Origin of the sequence: Pseudomonas rhizoryzae (assembly GCF_005250615.1) — a bacterium.
Lineage (GTDB): Bacteria > Pseudomonadota > Gammaproteobacteria > Pseudomonadales > Pseudomonadaceae > Chryseomonas > Chryseomonas rhizoryzae.
Genome location: NZ_SULM01000010.1, coordinates 13,801 through 31,239 on the forward strand (window position 1 = coordinate 13,801; position 17,439 = coordinate 31,239).

Annotated in this window: 17 protein-coding genes; 7 read left to right on the forward strand and 10 right to left on the reverse strand. The window is 66.7% G+C overall.

All coding sequences use genetic code 11. The features are described from left to right. The first annotated feature begins 13 nt into the window (after positions 1–13). The 3 genes from FAZ11_RS17030 (at position 14) to ung (ending at position 1,592) form a co-directional block, all read left to right on the forward strand. Positions 14–454, forward strand: a complete 441-nt coding sequence (locus tag FAZ11_RS17030) for an NUDIX hydrolase (RefSeq protein ID WP_137279391.1) — start codon at positions 14–16, stop codon at positions 452–454. A gap of 80 nt (positions 455–534) precedes the next feature. Beyond that, entirely contained in the window at positions 535–831 is a 297-nt protein-coding gene (locus tag FAZ11_RS17035) for a hypothetical protein (RefSeq protein ID WP_074529442.1), read from the forward strand. A gap of 68 nt (positions 832–899) precedes the next feature. Then, a complete protein-coding gene (ung, locus tag FAZ11_RS17040) occupies positions 900–1,592 on the forward strand; it encodes a uracil-DNA glycosylase (RefSeq protein WP_137279390.1) in 693 nt (230 codons plus the stop codon). 25 nt (positions 1,593–1,617) lie between these two features. Here ung and FAZ11_RS17045 read toward each other — a convergent pair whose 3' ends face one another. From FAZ11_RS17045 to plsB, 4 genes are all read right to left on the reverse strand, one after another. Next, positions 1,618–2,568, reverse strand: a complete 951-nt coding sequence (locus tag FAZ11_RS17045; RefSeq protein WP_137279389.1) for a DMT family transporter — start codon at positions 2,566–2,568, stop codon at positions 1,618–1,620. 90 nt (positions 2,569–2,658) lie between these two features. After that, positions 2,659–3,384, reverse strand: a complete 726-nt coding sequence (locus tag FAZ11_RS17050) for an AraC family transcriptional regulator (RefSeq protein ID WP_058778086.1) — start codon at positions 3,382–3,384, stop codon at positions 2,659–2,661. Positions 3,385–3,451: 67 nt separating this feature from the next. Then, positions 3,452–3,931, reverse strand: a complete 480-nt coding sequence (locus FAZ11_RS17055; RefSeq protein WP_058767745.1) for a YbaY family lipoprotein — start codon at positions 3,929–3,931, stop codon at positions 3,452–3,454. A gap of 48 nt (positions 3,932–3,979) precedes the next feature. Beyond that, positions 3,980–6,490, reverse strand: a complete 2,511-nt coding sequence (plsB, locus tag FAZ11_RS17060; RefSeq protein ID WP_058782152.1) for a glycerol-3-phosphate 1-O-acyltransferase PlsB — start codon at positions 6,488–6,490, stop codon at positions 3,980–3,982. Between the two features lie 367 nt (positions 6,491–6,857). Between plsB and FAZ11_RS17065 the strand changes: the two genes are divergently transcribed. Then, entirely contained in the window at positions 6,858–7,070 is a 213-nt protein-coding gene (locus tag FAZ11_RS17065) for a cold-shock protein (protein WP_017641736.1), read from the forward strand. A 42-nt stretch (positions 7,071–7,112) separates the two neighbouring features. On the opposite strand, the gene FAZ11_RS17070 is transcribed toward FAZ11_RS17065, so the two are convergent. The 3 genes from FAZ11_RS17070 to dapE are packed head-to-tail and all read right to left on the reverse strand — an operon-like array spanning position 7,113 to position 9,453. Further along, on the reverse strand, positions 7,113–7,496 hold the full coding sequence (locus FAZ11_RS17070) for a hypothetical protein (RefSeq protein ID WP_058762128.1): 384 nt from the start codon (positions 7,494–7,496) through the stop codon (positions 7,113–7,115). A gap of 5 nt (positions 7,497–7,501) precedes the next feature. After that, positions 7,502–8,314 carry a putative RNA methyltransferase gene (locus FAZ11_RS17075; protein ID WP_137279388.1) on the reverse strand — a complete coding sequence of 271 codons (813 nt, stop codon included), beginning with the start codon at positions 8,312–8,314 and terminating at the stop codon, positions 7,502–7,504. Then, positions 8,311–9,453, reverse strand: coding sequence for a succinyl-diaminopimelate desuccinylase (gene dapE / locus FAZ11_RS17080; RefSeq protein ID WP_137279387.1), 1,143 nt, complete (start codon positions 9,451–9,453; stop codon positions 8,311–8,313). Before dapE ends, FAZ11_RS17075 begins: the two co-directional genes overlap by 4 nt. A gap of 85 nt (positions 9,454–9,538) precedes the next feature. Between dapE and tcdA the strand changes: the two genes are divergently transcribed. Next, positions 9,539–10,324 carry a tRNA cyclic N6-threonylcarbamoyladenosine(37) synthase TcdA gene (gene tcdA / locus FAZ11_RS17085; RefSeq protein WP_058767749.1) on the forward strand — a complete coding sequence of 262 codons (786 nt, stop codon included), beginning with the start codon at positions 9,539–9,541 and terminating at the stop codon, positions 10,322–10,324. Positions 10,325–10,483: 159 nt separating this feature from the next. On the opposite strand, the gene mltF is transcribed toward tcdA, so the two are convergent. After that, on the reverse strand, positions 10,484–11,968 hold the full coding sequence (mltF, locus tag FAZ11_RS17090; protein ID WP_058767750.1) for a membrane-bound lytic murein transglycosylase MltF: 1,485 nt from the start codon (positions 11,966–11,968) through the stop codon (positions 10,484–10,486). Positions 11,969–12,283: 315 nt separating this feature from the next. Between mltF and purL the strand changes: the two genes are divergently transcribed. Further along, positions 12,284–16,183 (forward strand): phosphoribosylformylglycinamidine synthase, encoded by a 3,900-nt coding sequence (purL, locus tag FAZ11_RS17095; protein WP_137279386.1) that lies wholly within the window; start codon positions 12,284–12,286, stop codon positions 16,181–16,183. 148 nt (positions 16,184–16,331) lie between these two features. Then, on the forward strand, positions 16,332–16,646 hold the full coding sequence (locus FAZ11_RS17100; RefSeq protein ID WP_058774254.1) for a YqfO family protein: 315 nt from the start codon (positions 16,332–16,334) through the stop codon (positions 16,644–16,646). Between the two features lie 3 nt (positions 16,647–16,649). Here the strand turns inward: FAZ11_RS17100 and FAZ11_RS17105 are convergent, their stop codons facing one another. Beyond that, complete coding sequence (locus FAZ11_RS17105) at positions 16,650–16,946, reverse strand: winged helix-turn-helix domain-containing protein (protein WP_074529450.1); 297 nt, start codon at positions 16,944–16,946, stop codon at positions 16,650–16,652. 14 nt (positions 16,947–16,960) lie between these two features. Further along, positions 16,961–17,422 (reverse strand): SRPBCC family protein, encoded by a 462-nt coding sequence (locus FAZ11_RS17110; RefSeq protein ID WP_241667489.1) that lies wholly within the window; start codon positions 17,420–17,422, stop codon positions 16,961–16,963. Between the last annotated feature and the right edge of the window lie 17 nt (positions 17,423–17,439).

Sequence of the window (17,439 nt, forward strand, 5' to 3'; positions counted from 1 at the left end):
GAGGAGCTTCTTTGTGTCCCGTGAAGCCTTCAACGGTGCCAAGTTGGCGCTGCTCTGCGAGGACCAGGTCCTGGTCTATCAGCGCGACGACAAGCCCAGTATTCCCTGGCCTGGCCTTTGGGACCTGCCCGGTGGCGGCCGTGAAGATGACGAGACGCCCGAGCGCTGCGCCCTGCGTGAACTGGAGGAGGAGTTCAGCCTGGTGCTGGACGCCTCGCGGCTGACCTGGGGACGCTGCTATCCACCTCGTCAGCCAGGCTATCTGCCCAGCTGGCTGTTCGCCGGCCAATTGAGTCGCGCCGAGATCGCCGCCATCCGTTTCGGCGACGAAGGCCAGCACTGGCAGTTGATGAGCATTGCCGACTTTCTCGCCCATCCCCAGGGCGTGCCCCATTTACAGGAGCGGCTGCGGGACTACCTGGAAGAGCGGCGTCTCTTAATCCCGGCTGAATGAACGTGCGATAAGCGAGCGCAAGGCGCGGGCGGGCCTTAAGCTTTCTCCAAGCCCATCCGGGCCGTTCTGGAGATATCCCCATGCGCCATTTCTTCTTGGCGTCGCTTTGTGCTCTGAGCCTCAACGGCTGCGCCGTCTACGATCCCTATCCACGCTACTACAGCCGCCCGGCGCCGCCTCCAGCGGTCTTCTACGGCACGCCTGCCTATCCGCCGCCCACGGTCATCGTCCGTCCCTATGGCTACGGCTACTATTACCGACCGGGTCCGCCACCACCACCGCACTGGGGGCCGGGACCGGGTTGGGGACCCCGTCCAGGGTTCGGGCCACCTGGTTGGGGGCCGCGTCCGGGGCCGCCGGGGTGGGGCCCGCACTAGCCTGAGGTTTGACAGGGACAGCCGGCTTTTCTAGGGTGCAGTCCTTGTCTTGACCAGGAAACCGACGCGTGGACGACGATCGCATCAAGCTCGACCCCCAATGGAAAGCCGCGCTACGTGACGAGTTCGAGCAGCCCTACATGCGCCAGCTGGGCGATTTCCTGCGGCGCGAGAAGGCCGCGGGCAAGGTCATCTATCCGCCTGGCCCCCTGATCTTCAATGCGCTCAACACCACGCCGCTGGATCAGGTGAAGGTGGTCATCTTCGGCCAGGATCCTTACCACGGGCCGGGGCAGGCCCATGGCCTGTGCTTTTCGGTGCAGCCTGGCGTGCCGGCGCCGCCCTCGCTGCAGAACATCTTCAAGGAACTCAAGCGCGATCTGAATCTGCCCATTCCCAATCATGGCTATCTGCAGCACTGGGCGGAGCAGGGCGTATTGTTGCTCAACACCTCGCTGACGGTGGAGCAGGCCAATGCCGGTTCCCATGCCAAGGCCGGCTGGCAAAGATTCACCGACCGGATCATCGAGGTGGTCAGCGCCGAGCGCGAGAACCTGGTGTTCCTGCTCTGGGGCAGCCACGCCCAGAGCAAGCAGAATCTCATCGATCCCCAGAAACACCTGATCCTCAAATCCGCCCATCCTTCGCCGCTGTCGGCCCATCGCGGTTTTCTCGGCAACGGTCACTTCGGCCGAACCAACGAATTCCTGCGCAACGCTGGTATTGCGCCCATCGACTGGGCGCTGCCGCCGCTAGCCTGACCGAGACACCCTGCCGAAGCGACCGCTAGCAAACGGCCGCGCTAGGCGTGGCGGTCGAGGCTGGGCGCCGATGGCAGAGCAGGCACCAGCCCACTCCTAGCATCAGCAGCACGATGGCCAGGGCCTCCAGCAGGGTCGGCAATCGCCCATTCCAGAGAAACCCATAGAGCAGCGAAGACAGCGTCTCGATGACGATGGCCTGACCACTCAGGGTCAGCGGCAGTCGACGGCTGGCCTGGTTCCAGCAGGCACCGCCGATGATGGAAGCGAGCAGCGCCACGCCAGCGGCCACCAGCAGCGGCTGTAACCAATCGGCGGGCGCCCGCGACGCCCACTCCGGGCCCAGCAGCAGGGGCGCGGCCAGCAAGGCCTGGAGGCCGGTCACGCTGCCAAGCAACAGGCCCCAGTCGTGGGCGCCGATGGGCGTCCTGGCCAGGTAGCGGGTGTTGACCACCGCGAACCAGCTCCAGGCCAGCAGGGCGCCACAGGCGCACAGCAGGCCCAGCAGGGGGTGCTCACCGACAGCAGTGGTGGTCAGCGTCTCGTAGCTGATCAGGGCTACGCCGACCAAGGCGCAGCCGAGGGACGGCCAGAGGCGGCCGAAACCCACGGCGCCGGCATCGCGCCGCCCGGCCAGGGCGACCAGCAGCGGAATCAGGCCGACGATCAGGGTGGTCGCCGCGATGCCGGCTTGCTGCACGCCCGAGCCGACCAGGGCGTAGTAGCCCAGGTTGCCGATCAGACTGAGCCAGAACAGCCGTACCCCGTCGGCCCGGGTCAATTGCGCCTGCAATCGGCGCCAACGGGGCAGCAGCAGCACCAGGGAGACCAGGCCGTAGCAGAGAAAGCGCAACACGGCGAACTGGGCGCCGCTCAGGTCGGGGACCAGAGCCGGGGCGAGAAAGATCACGCCCCAGCACAGGCCTGCCGCCAGTCCGTAGCCAATTCCCGCTGCCGATAATTCTCGTTCGTGCATGACGCCGTCTCCACCGATTCGCCAGCAGTGTGGCGACGCGGGGGCAAGCCAGTCTTGCGCGAAACTGCGGAGTTTTTTACCCGGGCTGCGTTATCCAGGCGCGTGCTGACTGCGGCGCCAGGCGGCTGGGCTGATGCCCTGGCGGCGGGTCATGGCGCGGGTCAGGGCGGCTTGATCGGCAAAGCCGACGCGCAGGGCGATCTCGGCGATGGGCAGGCGGCTGTCGCCCAGCCAGCGTTGGGCCTGGCGTAGCCGCAGGTCGGTCAGCCAGGCCTGGGGTGTCTGAGCGAAGCGCTCATGGAAGAGCAGGTGTAAACGGCTCAGGCCGACGCCTGCCAGGCGCGCCATGACCGGGTTGCTCCAGTCGCCAGCGGGCTGGGCTTCCACTCGTGCCAGCAGGCGGTCGAAGGCCGAGGTGGCGGTGGGGAGGGTCAGCGAGGCCAGTAGCAGGCGGGTGAGTTCGCTGGCGTGCTGGTCCAGGGCCGCTGCCGGGGTCAGTTCGGCGAAGGCGAGTAGTTGCCGCGTTGCCGGCGAAATCGGCAGGCACGGCTGCTGGCGTGCACTATCCAGGGTACGCTCGGGCAACCAGTCGCTGGCGCAGTCGATCACCAGGAAACGACTGTCAGGGTCCGACTGCTGGGCATGATCGCACTCGGGTGCGACCAAGGCGGCGAGCCCGGTATGCAGGCGGGCTCCGGTGCGCCCCGCCACCTCCAGCTCCATGCCGCCCTGGAGGGGGAGCACCAACTGGGCAAAGTCATGGGCGTGGGGATGGTGTTCGCCCTGGTAGCGCTTGATGGCGAGGCGTGGAGTCAAGGCGCACCTCGGCGAGGGGACTCAGGAGATCGATGCCTTCGATCCTAACACGCTCGCTGAATCGGCTTCAGCGTACCGGCTGCAGCGGCAACTCCACCTCGCCACCACTACCCAGGTCCACCGCGACCGGATCCTGGGTCAGGAACAAGGGGCGACCGCCCAGCAGGATGCGGCCGCTGAGCAGGTAGCGCTCACCGCTCTTGACCCGCGAGGGGGCGTAGTCGAGGCGGAAGGGCACCTGGCCCTGCTGCTTGACGAACAGGGTGCGCTGGGCGAGGCGACCAGCTGGGGTGTCGCCGGCGCTGGCACTGTACAGGCTGACCGTGAGCTTGGCGGTGGGCGGTACCGGCTCGCTGGCGGTGAAGGTGGCCTGGCCGCTGAGGCTGGTCATGCTCGGCTGGGCTGGCATACCGGGCGTGGTGGGCTGCGGCTGCTGGCTGGGTGGCAGCGGCTGACCGGCTGGCGGCGGCGACGCGGGACCGGGGCGCAGCCCGCTACAGGCACTGAGCAGCAGCGAAGTGGCGAGCAGGGTGGCGATTCTCTTCATGGGTGGATCCTAGGTTGAAATCGACTGCTGTGACCCATGGGCGCCGGCTTAGTTGCCACCGGCAGGCGCTGATTCGGGGTCCGGCAGGTCCGGGGCATCGGGTCGGTCCAGGGCCACCTGGCGGATCGACAGGCGAATCTCCGCGGGCAGCACTCGTTTGCCCGCGCCCTCGGCCAGTTCGCCGAGCAGTTCGTGGTGGCCCAGGGTGCCGTCGTCGGCCTTGCGCAGTACCCCTTCGGCCAGCAGGGTCTGGATGAAGTGGCGGAACAGCGACTTGTCGAAGAATTCCGGGGCATTGAGGCCATGCAGCACCGACAGCCGCTGGGCCATCACGGTGCAGAGTTCCTCCAACTGGGCGGCGGTCAGGCTGTTCTGGCCGTGGTTGAGGATCAGCGCGGTGGTCATGTAGTAGCGCTGCAGGGTCTGCAGGATGGCCCGCGCCAACAGGGTGAGGCGGACGAACTGCCGCGAGCTGGGCGCCGCCCGCACGAAGACGTCATCCTCGATCCGCAGCAGGCCGCGTTCCACCATGGCATCCAGCCAGCCATCCAGCACCAGGGGCAGCTCTTCGCGTTCCCAATGGATGAACAGTTCGGCCTGTAGATAGGGATAGAGCGCCAGGGCGAATCTGTGGATCAACTCGCGGGTCATCCGCCCGGTGTTCTGGAAGAAGCTGGCGATCAGCGCCGGGATGGCGAAGAGGTGCAGGACGTTGTTGCGGTAATAGGTCATCAATACCGCGTTCTGCTCGTCCAGATAGAGGATGCGCCCCAGGGCGTCCTGCTGCTCGGAGAGGAAGCCCAGTTCGCGCACCTGTTCGATGATGCTTTGGCCATCGCCTTCGGGCAGGGTGACACTGGTGGAGTAGGGCACCCGTCGCAAGAGATCCAGGTAGAGGTCGATGGCGCGTACCAAGGCGCCTTCGTCGAGCGCCTGGCGATTGGTCGACAGCAGCGCCAGGGCCACCAGATTGACCGGGGTGACCGCAGCGGCGGCATTGATCCGTCGGACCACCCGCTCGCCCAGTTCGTGGGTGACCGGGGTGAACCAGCTCGGCTTGAAGTCTTCGTCGAGGGGTTCGTCGCGCCAGCCCGGCCGATGGGCGTCGAGGAAACCCTGCAGTGGAATGGGTTCGCCGAAGTTGACCCAGACCCGGCCGAAGCGCTGGCGCAGGGCGCCGAACACCTTGACCAGATCGAAGAGGGATTCCTTCTTCTTCGCCGCGCCGCGCAACTCGCCCAGGTAGGTGCGCCCCTCGAAGACCTTCTCGTAGCCGATATAGACCGGCACGAAAACGATGGGCCGGCGGGAATCGCGCAGGAAGCTGCGCAGGGTCATGGCCAGCATGCCGGTGCGCGGCTGCAGGGTGCGCCCGGTTCGCGAGCGCCCGCCCTCGACGAAGTATTCGGTGGAGAAGCCGCGGCTGAACAGGCTGTGCAGGTATTCGTTGAACACGGCGGCATAGAGGGCGTTGCCCTTGAAGCTGCGTCTCATGAAAAAGGCGCCGCCGCGTCTGAGGATGTTGCCCACCACTGGCATGTCCAGGTTGATGCCGGCGGCGATGTGCGGCGGAGTCAGGCCGTTCTGGAACAGCAGGTAGGACAGCAGCAGGTAGTCGATGTGGCTGCGGTGGCAGGGTACATAGACCACGGTATGCCCCGGCGCCATCTCCTGGATGCGCTCGATGTGGCTGACCGTGACGCCGTCATAGATGCTGTTCCAGAACCAGCGCAGACCGACATCCAGGCAGCGCACCACCGGATAGGAGAAATCCGAGGCGATCTCGCGGGCATAGTGCGCCGCCTCGTCTTCGATGCGTCCGGGGGTGGCTTTGCGCTGGGCGATCTCGCGGGCGATGGTCGCCTTGACCTGGGGCGCCCGCAGCAGGCCGCGCAGCAGGGTGCGCCGATGCGACAGGTCCGGGCCGATCACCGCCTGGCGCACGTTGCGGAAGTGGATGCGCAACTGGCGCATCACCAGGCGCTCCAGGCGTTGCGGGTCCGGACGTTGAGCGGCCAGGGCGCCCAGCGACAGCGGCTTGGAGAATTGCACACGGGTGAGTCGGCCCAGTACCAGGATGCGCGCCGCCTTGCGCAGCCGCCCGGTCACCACCCAGTTGTCCGCCCAGAGCAGCTTCCAGGGGCTGGTCTCGCGATCCGGTGACTGGCCCCAGAAGACGCTGACCGGTACCAACTGGACATCCTCCACCTGATGCTCGGTGAGCGCCAGCACCACCCGCCGCAGGGTGGGTGGGACCGAGCGGCGCGCCGGACGCCCGCGCCAGTCCGGTTTGCCCACGGCGTTGAAGTAGGCGAGCGGTTCGGTCCTGGCGCCCAGCACCAAGGGTCGCAGCGGGCGGGGCAGACCGGCCTTGCGACATTCCCGGTCGAGCACCGCCAGATCGCTCAACGAGGCTTCGGGCAGCACATAGAGCACCGGCTTGGCGGGATCGATGCGACTCAGCAGGCTGGCCGCCTGGGTGGTCTCGGAGCGAACCCAGAGATAGAGCAGGCGCTTGAGCAGCGAGAAGGCCAGAAGGCGCAGCGGCGAACGAGTCATGAAGGGCTACCGGATGGACGAGGCGGCAGTGTGCCGGATGGCCTGGCGGGCGTAAAACTACCCGCATCCTGGAGCTTTCGACCTACCTGGCGGCCCCTTGTCACCGTTGTCGACAAAAAGCCGCCTCAATCACGGGAAACCCGTCATTCGTGCGGCTTTGGTGGTGATGGCACTTTGCGTAAAAAACGTTGCTTTTGCCGGGAAAGCGATGCTTCATAAGAAATCGGCAGGTTCTTGCCGACCCGTGGAGCGCGCCCTTCCAGGGTGGCGCTTCCGGCGCGCGATCTGTACCGATACGACAAGGCAACCCGGTTGCTGCACTGCGGCGGCCGGGGATAGGAAATCCAGAAAGCTTCGGAGAGATGTGATGGGTGAGCAACGCGAAACCGGGACCGTCAAGTGGTTCAATGACGCCAAGGGATATGGATTCATTCAACGCGAGGGCGGTGCCGATGTGTTCGTTCACTACCGCGCCATCCGCGGTGAAGGTCACCGCTCCCTGGTCGAAGGCCAGCAGGTGGAGTTTTCGGTGATCGAGGGCCAGAAGGGCCTGCAAGCCGAAGACGTCGCCCGGCTGTGAGTCACTCCCGCGAGGAGCCAAGGGCTCCTCGCGCTCCTCGGGTCATTCGGTCCGCCAGACGATTTCCTCGACTCCCGCGTCCGTGACCTTCAGCCAGCGATCAGCGGCTTCTTCGTCCTCTTCCTCGCTCCAGCCACTCGGGGCGCAGCGCACCTGCACCTGCAGGGCGGCCTGGGCGTCGCGGGCGCAGGCCAGGTCGTCCACCCAGGGCGATACATCGCTTTCCAGCAGCAGGCTGTGCCACTTGCCCACCGCCTTCGGCAGCCAGGTGACCGGAATGACTTCGCCGCCGTAGCGCAGGGTGCACTTGAAGGTCTGCCCGCGGGCCTGCCAGGCGCAGGGCATGCCGAACACCTGCTCGAGCCAGGCCGAGACGGCCTCCTGGTCGACGTCCTTGAGGTAGATTTCGATATCGGGCTGGCGCATGGGGCTTAGGCTCCGGATTTGACGATCCAATCGTAACGTACTGCCACCCGCACTTCGAAGGGCTCGGCCAGCACTCGCTCGCGGCGCTCGGCGTTGACCCGCCAGCCGTGGGGCGTCATGGCCAGCAGGTCGTCGCGGGTCTGGCGCTCGGTCAGCGGCAGCACGAATTCGAGCCCTTCGCTGTGGGCCAGTTCCAGTCCCGGCGGCAGATCCTGCAGGTGCTTGTCTTCGGCGTAGTCGCGCACCTCGTCGTAGAGGCGCTGACGCAACTCCAGCAGGTGGGCGGTGGCCGGACCCAGGCGCAGGATGCCGCCGCCGGTGGCCAGTACGCGCTGGGCTTCGCTCCAGTCGATGGGGCTGAAGACGCTGGCCAGCAGCTGGCAACTGGCGTCCGGCAGCGGAATGCGCGCCATGCTCGCCACCAGCCAGGTCAGGGCCGGAGTGCGCCGGCAGGCGCGGCGCACCGCCTCGCGGGAGATGTCCAGGGCGTAGCCATCGGCCGTGGGTAGGGCCTGGGCCAGGCGCTCGGTGTAGAAGCCTTCGCCGCAGCCGACGTCGATCCAGCGCTGGGGCGCGCGTTCGGCGGCCAGCTGAGCCAGGCGTTCGGCCAGCGGCGCGTAGTGACCGGCATCGAGGAAGCGTCGACGGGCCTCGACCATGGCGGCGTTGTCGCCCGGGTCCAGGCTCTTCTTGTGCTGCACCGGCAAGAGATTCAGATAGCCCTGACGGGCACGGTCGAAGCGATGGCCGGCGGGGCAGCCGACGCCACCGTCGAGATCGGCCAAGGGGGCCTGGCAAAGCGGACAGATCAGCTTCATGCCAGCAACCGCACCAGGGTGCCGTAGTAGACCTCGGTCAAGAGGTCCAGGTCGCTGGCCAGCACGTGCTCGTCCACCTGGTGGATGGTGGCATTGACCGGACCCAGTTCCACCACCTGGGCGCCCAGGGTGGCGATGAAGCGACCATCCGAGGTGCCGCCGCTGGTGGAGGCCTCGGGTCGATAGCCGGTGACCGCTTCCACACTGGCCGAGACGGCGTCGAGCAGCTCGCCCGGCTCGGTGAGGAAGGGCAGACCCGACAGCGACCAGTCGATCTGCCAGTCCAGGCCATGACGGTCGAGGATGGCCTCCACGCGGGCCTGCAGGCCTTCCACGGTGGATTCGGTGGAGAAGCGGAAGTTGAACAGCGCCTGCAACTCGCCGGGCACCACGTTGCCGGCGCCGGTGCCGGAATTGAGGTTGGAAATCTGGAAGCTGGTGGGCGGGAAGAAGGCATTACCTTCGTCCCACTGCTCGGCGGCGAGATCGGCCAGGGCCTGGGCCGCCAAATGGATGGGGTTGCGTGCCAGATGCGGATAGGCCACGTGGCCCTGTTTGCCACGTACGGTCAGGCGACCGTTGAGCGAGCCACGGCGACCGTTCTTGACCACGTCGCCCAGCACGCGGGTGCTGGAGGGTTCGCCGACGATGCACCAGTCCAGCCGCTCGCCGCGCTCGCGCAGGCGCTCCACCACGGCGCGGGTGCCGTGCAGGGCAGGGCCTTCCTCGTCGCTGGTGATGAGGAAGGCGATGGCACCGCGATGCTCCGGGTGGTCGGCGACGAAGCGCTCCACGGCGATGATCATGCTCGCCAGGCTGCCCTTCATGTCGGCGGCACCACGGCCGCGCAGCATGCCGTCGGCATCCACGTGGGCATTGAAGGGCGCCTGCTGCCAGGCCTCCAGCGGGCCGGTGGGCACCACGTCGGTGTGCCCGGCAAAGCACAGCACCGGACCCTCGCCGCCACGGCGCGCCCAGAAGTTGTCCACCTCCTCGATGCGCAGCGGCTCGAGGGCGAAGCCCAGCCGCTCCAGGCGCTGCATCATCAGGGCCTGGCAGCCTTCGTCCAGCGGCGTGACCGAGGCCCGGCCGATCAGGTCGCAGGCGAGTTCCAAGGTGGGGGTGAGGGCGGTGGTCATGGCAGGTCCCGGGGAGGCGGCTAGGGTTCAGGGGGAGCGGTATGGTAAAGGAAAACCTATACTGTGGCTTTTGTGGAAAGCCTTCATGACGTTCGATGAACAACGCTTCGGCGGGATCGCCCGGCTCTATGGGCAGGAAGCCGTCGAGCGCCTGGCCGCCAGTCACGTCGCCGTGGTCGGCATTGGCGGAGTGGGTTCCTGGGCCGCCGAGGCCCTGGCCCGCAGCGGCGTCGGCCGCATCAGCCTGTTCGATCTGGACGATGTCTGCGTCAGCAACACCAATCGCCAGGTGCATGCCCTGGAAGGGCAGGTAGGACGGCCCAAGGTCACGGTGATGGCCGAGCGCATCCAGGCCATCAACCCGGCCTGTGAGGTCAAGGCGGTGGCGGATTTCGTCACCCGTGAGACCATGGCCGACTACATCACCGAAGACCTCGACCTGGTGCTGGACTGCATCGACAGCGTGGCCTCCAAGGCGGCGCTGATCGCCTGGTGCAAGAGACGCAAGATCGCCATCGTCACCACCGGCGGTGCGGGTGGCCAGATCGATCCCACCCAGATCCAGGTGGTCGACCTCAATCGCACCTACAACGACCCCCTGGCCTCGCGGGTGCGCTCGCTGCTGCGTCGCGACTACGGCTTCTCGCGCAATCCTAGCCGCCATTACAGCGTGCCCTGCGTCTTCTCCACCGAACAGCTGCGTTATCCCAAGCCGGACGGCAGCGTCTGCCAGCAGAAGAGCTTCGTCGGCGAAGGCGTGCGCCTGGACTGCGCCGGTGGCTTCGGCGCGGTGATGATGGTCACCGCCACCTTCGGCATGGTCGCCGCCGCACGGGCGGTGGATAAGTTGATCCAGAAGCCGAAGGGCTAGCCTTTCAGAACCCTTGTTAAGGTGAGCAACGATGCCGACGTAGGTTGGGTTGAGACGGCACTATCGTCGAAGCCCAACATTGCGGGTTCGATCTGGGCAGTGTTGGGCTTCGCTGCGCTCAACCCAACCTACGTCGGCGTTTAGGCCGAGCCGCAGCCCCTACATATCCTGCGGTGTTTCCCGTACCGGACGGTCATCGGCGATCGCCGGGACGTGCAGGCCGCTCTTGGCCAGTTGCTGGCCTTCCATCTGCGGCTGGGTGGTCCAGGTGAGGATGTCGTAGTAACGCCGCACGTTCTGCACGAATTCCACCGTCTCGCCGCCGCGGGCGTAGCCGTAGCGGGTCTTGCTGTACCACTGCTTTTGCGCCAGGCGCGGCAGCATCTTCTTCACGTCCAGCCAGCGGTCCGGGTCCAGGCCTTGGGATTCGGCCAGGCGGCGCGCGTCGAGGATGTGGGCGATACCGATATTGTAGGTAGCCAGGGCGAACCAGGTGCGGTCCGGCTCATGGATGCTGTCCGGCAATTCGTCGCGGATCTGGTCGAAGTACTTGGCGCCCCCGGTGATGCTCTGCTCGGGGTCGAGGCGATTGGCGACACCCATGGCCTGGGCGGTGTTGTTGGTCAGCATCATCAGCCCACGCACCCCGGTCTTGGACGTGGCGTCCGCCGTCCACAGCGACTCCTGGTAGCCCATGGCGGCGAGCAGGCGCCAGTCCAGCTGGTGCTTCTGCGCCACCTTGCGAAAGTGCTTCTCGTACTTGGGCAGGCGTTCCTGCAGGTGCTGGGCGAAGGTGTAGGCGCCCACGTAACCGAGCACGTCGACGTGACCGTAATAGCGCTCCTTGAGCTGCTGCAGGGTGCCGTCGCGGCGCACCTTGTCCAGATAGGCGTTGACCGCGTCGAGCAGGCTGTTGTCCTCACCCGGCTGCAGGGCCCAGGCCTGGCCCTGGTTGTCGCCCAGGTCGAAGGCCACCCGCACGTTGGGGAAGTACACCTGGTTCATGGCCAGTTCGTTGGAATCCACCAGGGTCAGGTCGATCTGGCCTTCGTCGACCATGCGCAGCAGGTCGCTGACCTCCACCTGGTCGGATTCGTCGAAGGCGAGACCCGGCACCTGGGCCTGCAGGGCGCGGAGTTGTTCGGCCTGGCTGCTGCCCTTGAGCACCAGGATGCGCTTGCCGACCAGATCCTTGGGCGTGCTGGGCCGCACGGTGCCGTTGCGATAGATGACCTGGGGTACCACGTCCAGATAGCTGCGGGAGAACTTCAGATTCTGCCGGGTGGGATTGGGGGTGAGACCGGCGGCGGCGATGACCGGACCGTCGGGATTGCCGAGGCGGTTATAGAGGTCGTCGAGATTGTCGGCGGTGCTGATTTCCAGGCGCACCTTGAGCGATTCGGCGAAACCCTTGACCAGTTCGTATTCGAAGCCGGTCTCGCCGTTACGGTCCTGGAAATAGGTCGCCGGGCTGTTGCGCGTCACCACACGCAGCACGCCGGCCTGCTGCACCTTTTCCAGGGCGGTCGGCTTGGGCTGCGCAGGCACGTCTGCCCCTCCGCAGCTCATTAGCAAGACGAGGAAGGGCAGGATAAGCCAGGCGAATCGCTTTAAGGCTCTATTCAAATGGGCTAGCTCGGCCATACGGCATCAAAACGGCACTGGCGCCTTGCTGACGCGCCTCATCGTTGGCCCTCCGGGCACTCGTTATCGCCGGGGACGCATCACGTCACCGGTCCGGCCAAAGGCCCTATCCTGAGCCTAATGTAGAGCCGAATCCAAGGATCGCGGCAGGCCGTATCGGCGGGCAGTATACGCGAGAAGTGGCAAAGCGCCCATTTTATACATACAAGGTTGGTGGTAAGCCTGGATGAACCCTCGTCGCCGGAAGGTGTCCCGAGCGCGCCTTTAGGCTAGAATGCACGGCCCCAAAGTGACTTGGCCCCGAGGCTGTCCCCGATGCTGATCCTGCGCGGCGCTCCCGCTCTTTCTTCGTTCCGTCACGGCAAACTTCTCGACCAGCTGACTCGCCTGGTTCCCGGTGTCTCCGGGCTCTATGCCGAGTTCGTTCATTTCGCCGAAGTTGCCGGCACCCTGAGCGCGGAGGAAGAGGGCATCCTCGGCCGACTGCTGCAATACGGCCCCAGCGTCCCCCAGCAGGAGCCCAGCGGCGCGCTGTTCCTGATCGTCCCGCGCCTGGGCACCATCTCGCCCTGGTCGAGCAAAGCCACCGACATCGCCCACAACTGTGGCCTCGCGCAGATCGAGCGCCTGGAGCGCGGCGTGGCCTACTACGTCGCCGGCGAGCTGGACGCCGCCGCCCACGAGCAGCTGGCTGCGGCCCTGCATGACCGCATGACCCAGCGCGTGCTGCCGACCCTGGACGCCGCCGCCGACATCTTCAGCCATGCCACGCCCAAGCCGCTCACCGCGGTGGACGTGCTCGGCGGCGGTCGCGCGGCCCTGGAGCGCGCCAACCTGGAACTGGGCCTGGCCCTGGCCGAAGACGAGATCGACTACCTGGTGAAGAGCTTCACCGCCCTGGGGCGCAATCCCCACGACGTCGAACTCATGATGTTCGCCCAGGCCAACTCCGAGCACTGCCGGCACAAGATCTTCAATGCCAGCTGGGACATCGACGGCGAGAGCCAGGAAAAGTCCCTGTTCGGCATGATCAAGAACACCTACGAGATGAACCGCACCGGCGTGCTGTCCGCCTACAAGGACAATGCCGCGGTCATGGAAGGCTTTACCGCCGGGCGCTTCTATCCCGACGCCGAGTCCCGCGAATACGGGGCGCACAGCCAGCCCGTGCACATCCTGATGAAGGTGGAGACCCACAACCACCCGACCGCCATCGCGCCCTTCCCCGGTGCCTCCACCGGCTCCGGCGGCGAGATCCGCGACGAGGGCGCTACCGGTCGCGGCTCCAAGCCCAAGGCCGGCCTGACCGGCTTCACCGTCTCCAACCTGAACATCCCCGGTTTCGCACAGCCCTGGGAGCAGCCCTATGGCAAGCCCGAGCGCATCGTCACCCCGCTGGACATCATGATCGAAGGCCCGCTGGGCGGCGCCGCCTTCAACAACGAATTCGGCCGTCCGGCCCTGGCCGGCTATTTCCGCACCTTCGAGCAGCGGGTCGAGACCCCTCGCGGTCCCGAGGTGCGCGGCTACCACAAGCCGATCATGCTCGCTGGCGGCCTGGGCAACATCCGCGCCGACCACGTGCAGAAGGGCGACATCTCGGTGGGCGGCAAGCTCATCGTGCTGGGCGGCCCGGCCATGCTGATCGGCCTGGGCGGCGGCGCGGCCTCGTCCATGTCCACCGGCGCCAGCTCCGCCGACCTGGATTTCGCCTCGGTGCAGCGCGAGAACCCGGAAATGGAGCGCCGCTGCCAGGAGGTCATCGACCGCTGCTGGCAGCTGGGTGACAAAAACCCCATCACCTTCATCCACGACGTGGGTGCCGGCGGCCTGTCCAACGCCTTCCCCGAGCTGGTCAACGACGCCGGGCGCGGCGGCCGTTTCGAACTGCGCAACGTGCCCAACGACGAGCCGGGCATGAGTCCGCTGGAGATCTGGTGCAACGAGTCCCAGGAGCGCTACGTGCTCTCCGTGGACGCCGAGAACTTCGAGACCTTCAAGGCTATCTGCGAGCGCGAGCGCTGCCCCTTCGCCGTGGTCGGCGAGGCCACCGAGGAGCGCCAGCTGACCGTGGCCGACAGCCACTTCGGCAACAACGCCGTGGACATGCCGCTGGAAGTGCTGCTGGGCAAGCCGCCGCGCATGCACCGCAGCGTGACCCGTGAAGCCGAACTGGGCGACGCCTTCGACGGCGCCGGCCTGGACCTGACCGAGTCGGTGGAGCGCGTCCTGCGTCACCCGGCGGTGGCCAGCAAGAGCTTCCTGATCACCATCGGCGACCGCACCATCACCGGCCTGGTGGCCCGCGACCAGATGGTCGGCCCTTGGCAGGTACCGGTGGCCGACTGCGCCGTCACCGCCACCAGCTTCGACGTCTATACCGGCGAAGCCATGGCCATGGGCGAGCGTACCCCGCTGGCCCTGCTCGACGCCCCTGCTTCGGGCCGCATGGCCATCGGCGAGACGGTTACCAACCTGGCCGCCGCGCGCATCGAGAAGCTCGGCGACATCAAGCTCTCCGCCAACTGGATGGCCGCCGCCGGCCACCCGGGCGAAGACGCGCGCCTCTATGAAACCGTCAAGGCGGTCGGCATGGAGCTGTGCCCGCAGCTCGGCATCACCATCCCGGTCGGCAAGGACTCCATGTCCATGAAGACCCGCTGGCAGGACGGCGGCGAAGACAAGAGCGTCACCGCGCCGCTGTCGCTGGTGATCACCGGCTTCGCCCCGGTGCAGGACATCCGCCGCACCCTGACCCCCCAGCTGCGCCTGGACAAGGGCCAGACCGACCTGATCCTCATCGACCTGGGTCGCGGCCAGAATCGCCTGGGCGGCTCCATCCTCGCCCAGACCCACGGCAAGCTCGGCCAGCAGGCTCCCGACGTCGATCAGGCCGAAGACCTCAAGGCCTTCTTCGCCTTGATCCAGGGCCTGAACCAGGACGGCCTGCTGCTGGCCTACCACGACCGTTCCGACGGCGGCCTCATCACCACCCTGGTGGAAATGGCCTTCGCCGGTCACTGCGGCCTGGCCCTGCGCCTGGACGCCCTGGCCGCCGACCGTGACGAGCTGACCCGCGCGCTGTTCGCCGAGGAGCTGGGCGCCGTCATCCAGGTGCCCCAGGACTTCACCCACGAGGTGCTGGCCCAGTTCAGCGCCGCCGGCCTGGAAGACTGCGTGGCGGTGATCGGCGAGCCGGTCAACGGCTACGAGATCAACATCCACTTCAACGACGAGCACCTCTATCGCGCCGAGCGCCGGATGCTGCAGCGCCTGTGGAGCGAGACCAGCTTCCAGATCCAGCGCCTGCGCGACAACGCCGAGTGCGCCCAGCAGGAATTCGACGCCCTGCTGGAAGAGGATCATCCGGGCCTGTCGGCCAAGCTGTCCTACGATCCCAACGAGAACATCAGCGCCCCTTACATCAAGAAGGGCGTGCGGCCGCAGGTGGCCATCCTCCGTGAGCAGGGCGTCAACGGTCAGGTGGAGATGGGCGCGGCCTTCGATCGCGCCGGCTTCTCGGCCATCGACGTGCACATGAGCGACATCCTCTCCGGGCGCATCGACCTGGCGGACTTCAAGGGCGTGGTGGCCTGTGGCGGCTTCTCCTATGGCGACGTCCTCGGCGCCGGCGGTGGCTGGGCCAAGTCCATCCTGTTCAATGCCCGCGCCCGGGACGGCTTCCAGCAGTTCTTCGAGCGCACCGACACCTTCACCCTGGGCGTGTGCAACGGCTGCCAGATGGTCGCCAACCTGCGCGAACTGGTGCCCGGCAGCGAATTCTGGCCGCGCTTCGTGCGCAACCGCTCCGAGCAGTTCGAGGCGCGGGTAGCCATGGTCCAGGTGCAGGATTCGCCCTCGCTGTTCCTCGCTGGCATGGCCGGTTCGCGACTGCCCATCGCCATCGCCCACGGCGAAGGTTTCGCCGAGTATCCGAACCAGCAGGCGCTGGTCGCGGCTGACGTGTCCGGCACCGTGGCGCTGCGCTACGTCGACGGTCACAGCAAGGTCACCGAGACCTATCCGGCCAACCCCAACGGCTCGCCGCTGGGCATTACCGGTCTGTCCAGCCAGGACGGTCGCGTACTGCTGATGATGCCGCACCCCGAGCGCTGCTTCCGCGCCGTGCAGAACTCCTGGATCCCGGCCGACTGGCAGGGCGAGGACGGCGGCTGGATGCGCCTGTTCCGCAACGCGCGGGTCTGGGTGGACTAAGGGTTTCGGTGTCTAGCCAACTCTCCTTGCCTGTAGGTAGGGAGAGTTGGCTCGTGGCGGACCACCCGGCATCTGCCACAGCGCTCTTACCCCCTCTCCCTCCGGGAGAGGGCTGGGGTGAAGGCCGCTCAACCAGAGAACCCCCACCATGCTCAAACTCTGCTTCTACGTCCCTGACTCCCACCTGGAAACCGTCAAACAGGCGATCTTCGCCGTGGGCGGCGGCCGCATCGGCCTCTATGACAGCTGCTGCTGGCAGGTCCAGGGCCTCGGCCAGTTCCGCCCGCTGCCTGGCAGCCAGCCGCACCTGGGCGAGCAGGGCAGTCTCGAACAGGTCATTGAGTGGCGGGTGGAGCTGGTGCTGGCCGACGAACAGATCGCCCGCCAGGCCGTAGCGGCGTTAAAGGGGGCGCATCCCTACGAAACGCCCGCCTATGACGTGGTGCAGGTGCTGGATTTCTAGCCTTCAGGGATAGCCGAGCACCGTCTTGATCCGCGGCAGCTCCCGCTCCACCCAGCGTGGGTCCACCGCACCCCAGTCACGGATCTCATAGCCACCGGCATTGTTGCGGGCCCCTTCGCCCTGCACGAACTGGCAGTCGATATCCAGATCGGCCAGCGCCAGCAGGGTGTCCTGGGCGGTACGCCGCGGCATGCCGGTGGCGGCCATCAAGGCCGGCACGCTGGTCGCGGTACCGCTGGCCACCAGCCAGGCCACATAGAGGCGGCGGTAGAAGCTGGTCTTGGTTTTGCTCACGTCCATGGAAACTCCGGTTTTCAGGGGGTGCGACGGCGCAGCACCCGGTGGCGACTGGCGAAGAACAGGCGCAGGAACAGCCGTACCACGGGGGCGCCGAACAGTGGCTCGACGGTTAGGCGATCGATGATCCAGGTGCCGCTGGCATCCCGCGCCTCAAGGCGACGCTCGTGGCGCCACAGTCGCATGCCGGTCATGGGCGATTCCTCGATGAAGCCGGCATGAAGCACGAGCTCACTCAGGGTCAGGCGCGACGTGCCCAAGGGCAGAACACCGAACAGCCAGAGGCGACTGGTGAACAGCGGCACGCCAGGCTGGAAGGCGAGATCCGCCAGCGTGCGCACGCCGGCGGGCACGCTCATGCGCAGCCAGGGACGCATCTCCTCGCGCAGCAGCGCCACTTCGGTGATCCACTGCCAGGCTTGGGCGGGGCTCACGGCCAGACGGGATTCGAAACGCAACTCGATGGGCATGTCTTTCATGTCCTTATGAAAGAACA

Bases quoted from the DNA above. Each gene is read 5' to 3' on its own strand.
- FAZ11_RS17035 (WP_074529442.1), top strand. From the start codon at position 535: ATGCGCCATTTCTTCTTGGCGTCGCTTTGTGCTCTGAGCCTCAACGGC.
- FAZ11_RS17045 (WP_137279389.1), bottom strand. From the start codon at position 2,568: ATGCACGAACGAGAATTATCGGCAGCGGGAATTGGCTACGGACTGGCG.
- FAZ11_RS17055 (WP_058767745.1), bottom strand. From the start codon at position 3,931: ATGAAGAGAATCGCCACCCTGCTCGCCACTTCGCTGCTGCTCAGTGCC.
- plsB (WP_058782152.1), bottom strand. From the start codon at position 6,490: ATGACTCGTTCGCCGCTGCGCCTTCTGGCCTTCTCGCTGCTCAAGCGC.
- FAZ11_RS17065 (WP_017641736.1), top strand. From the start codon at position 6,858: ATGGGTGAGCAACGCGAAACCGGGACCGTCAAGTGGTTCAATGACGCC.
- FAZ11_RS17070 (WP_058762128.1), bottom strand. From the start codon at position 7,496: ATGCGCCAGCCCGATATCGAAATCTACCTCAAGGACGTCGACCAGGAG.
- FAZ11_RS17075 (WP_137279388.1), bottom strand. From the start codon at position 8,314: ATGAAGCTGATCTGTCCGCTTTGCCAGGCCCCCTTGGCCGATCTCGAC.
- dapE (WP_137279387.1), bottom strand. From the start codon at position 9,453: ATGACCACCGCCCTCACCCCCACCTTGGAACTCGCCTGCGACCTGATC.
- tcdA (WP_058767749.1), top strand. From the start codon at position 9,539: ATGACGTTCGATGAACAACGCTTCGGCGGGATCGCCCGGCTCTATGGG.
- mltF (WP_058767750.1), bottom strand. From the start codon at position 11,968: ATGGCCGAGCTAGCCCATTTGAATAGAGCCTTAAAGCGATTCGCCTGG.
- purL (WP_137279386.1), top strand. From the start codon at position 12,284: ATGCTGATCCTGCGCGGCGCTCCCGCTCTTTCTTCGTTCCGTCACGGC.
- FAZ11_RS17100 (WP_058774254.1), top strand. From the start codon at position 16,332: ATGCTCAAACTCTGCTTCTACGTCCCTGACTCCCACCTGGAAACCGTC.
- FAZ11_RS17105 (WP_074529450.1), bottom strand. From the start codon at position 16,946: ATGGACGTGAGCAAAACCAAGACCAGCTTCTACCGCCGCCTCTATGTG.
- FAZ11_RS17110 (WP_241667489.1), bottom strand. From the start codon at position 17,422: ATGAAAGACATGCCCATCGAGTTGCGTTTCGAATCCCGTCTGGCCGTG.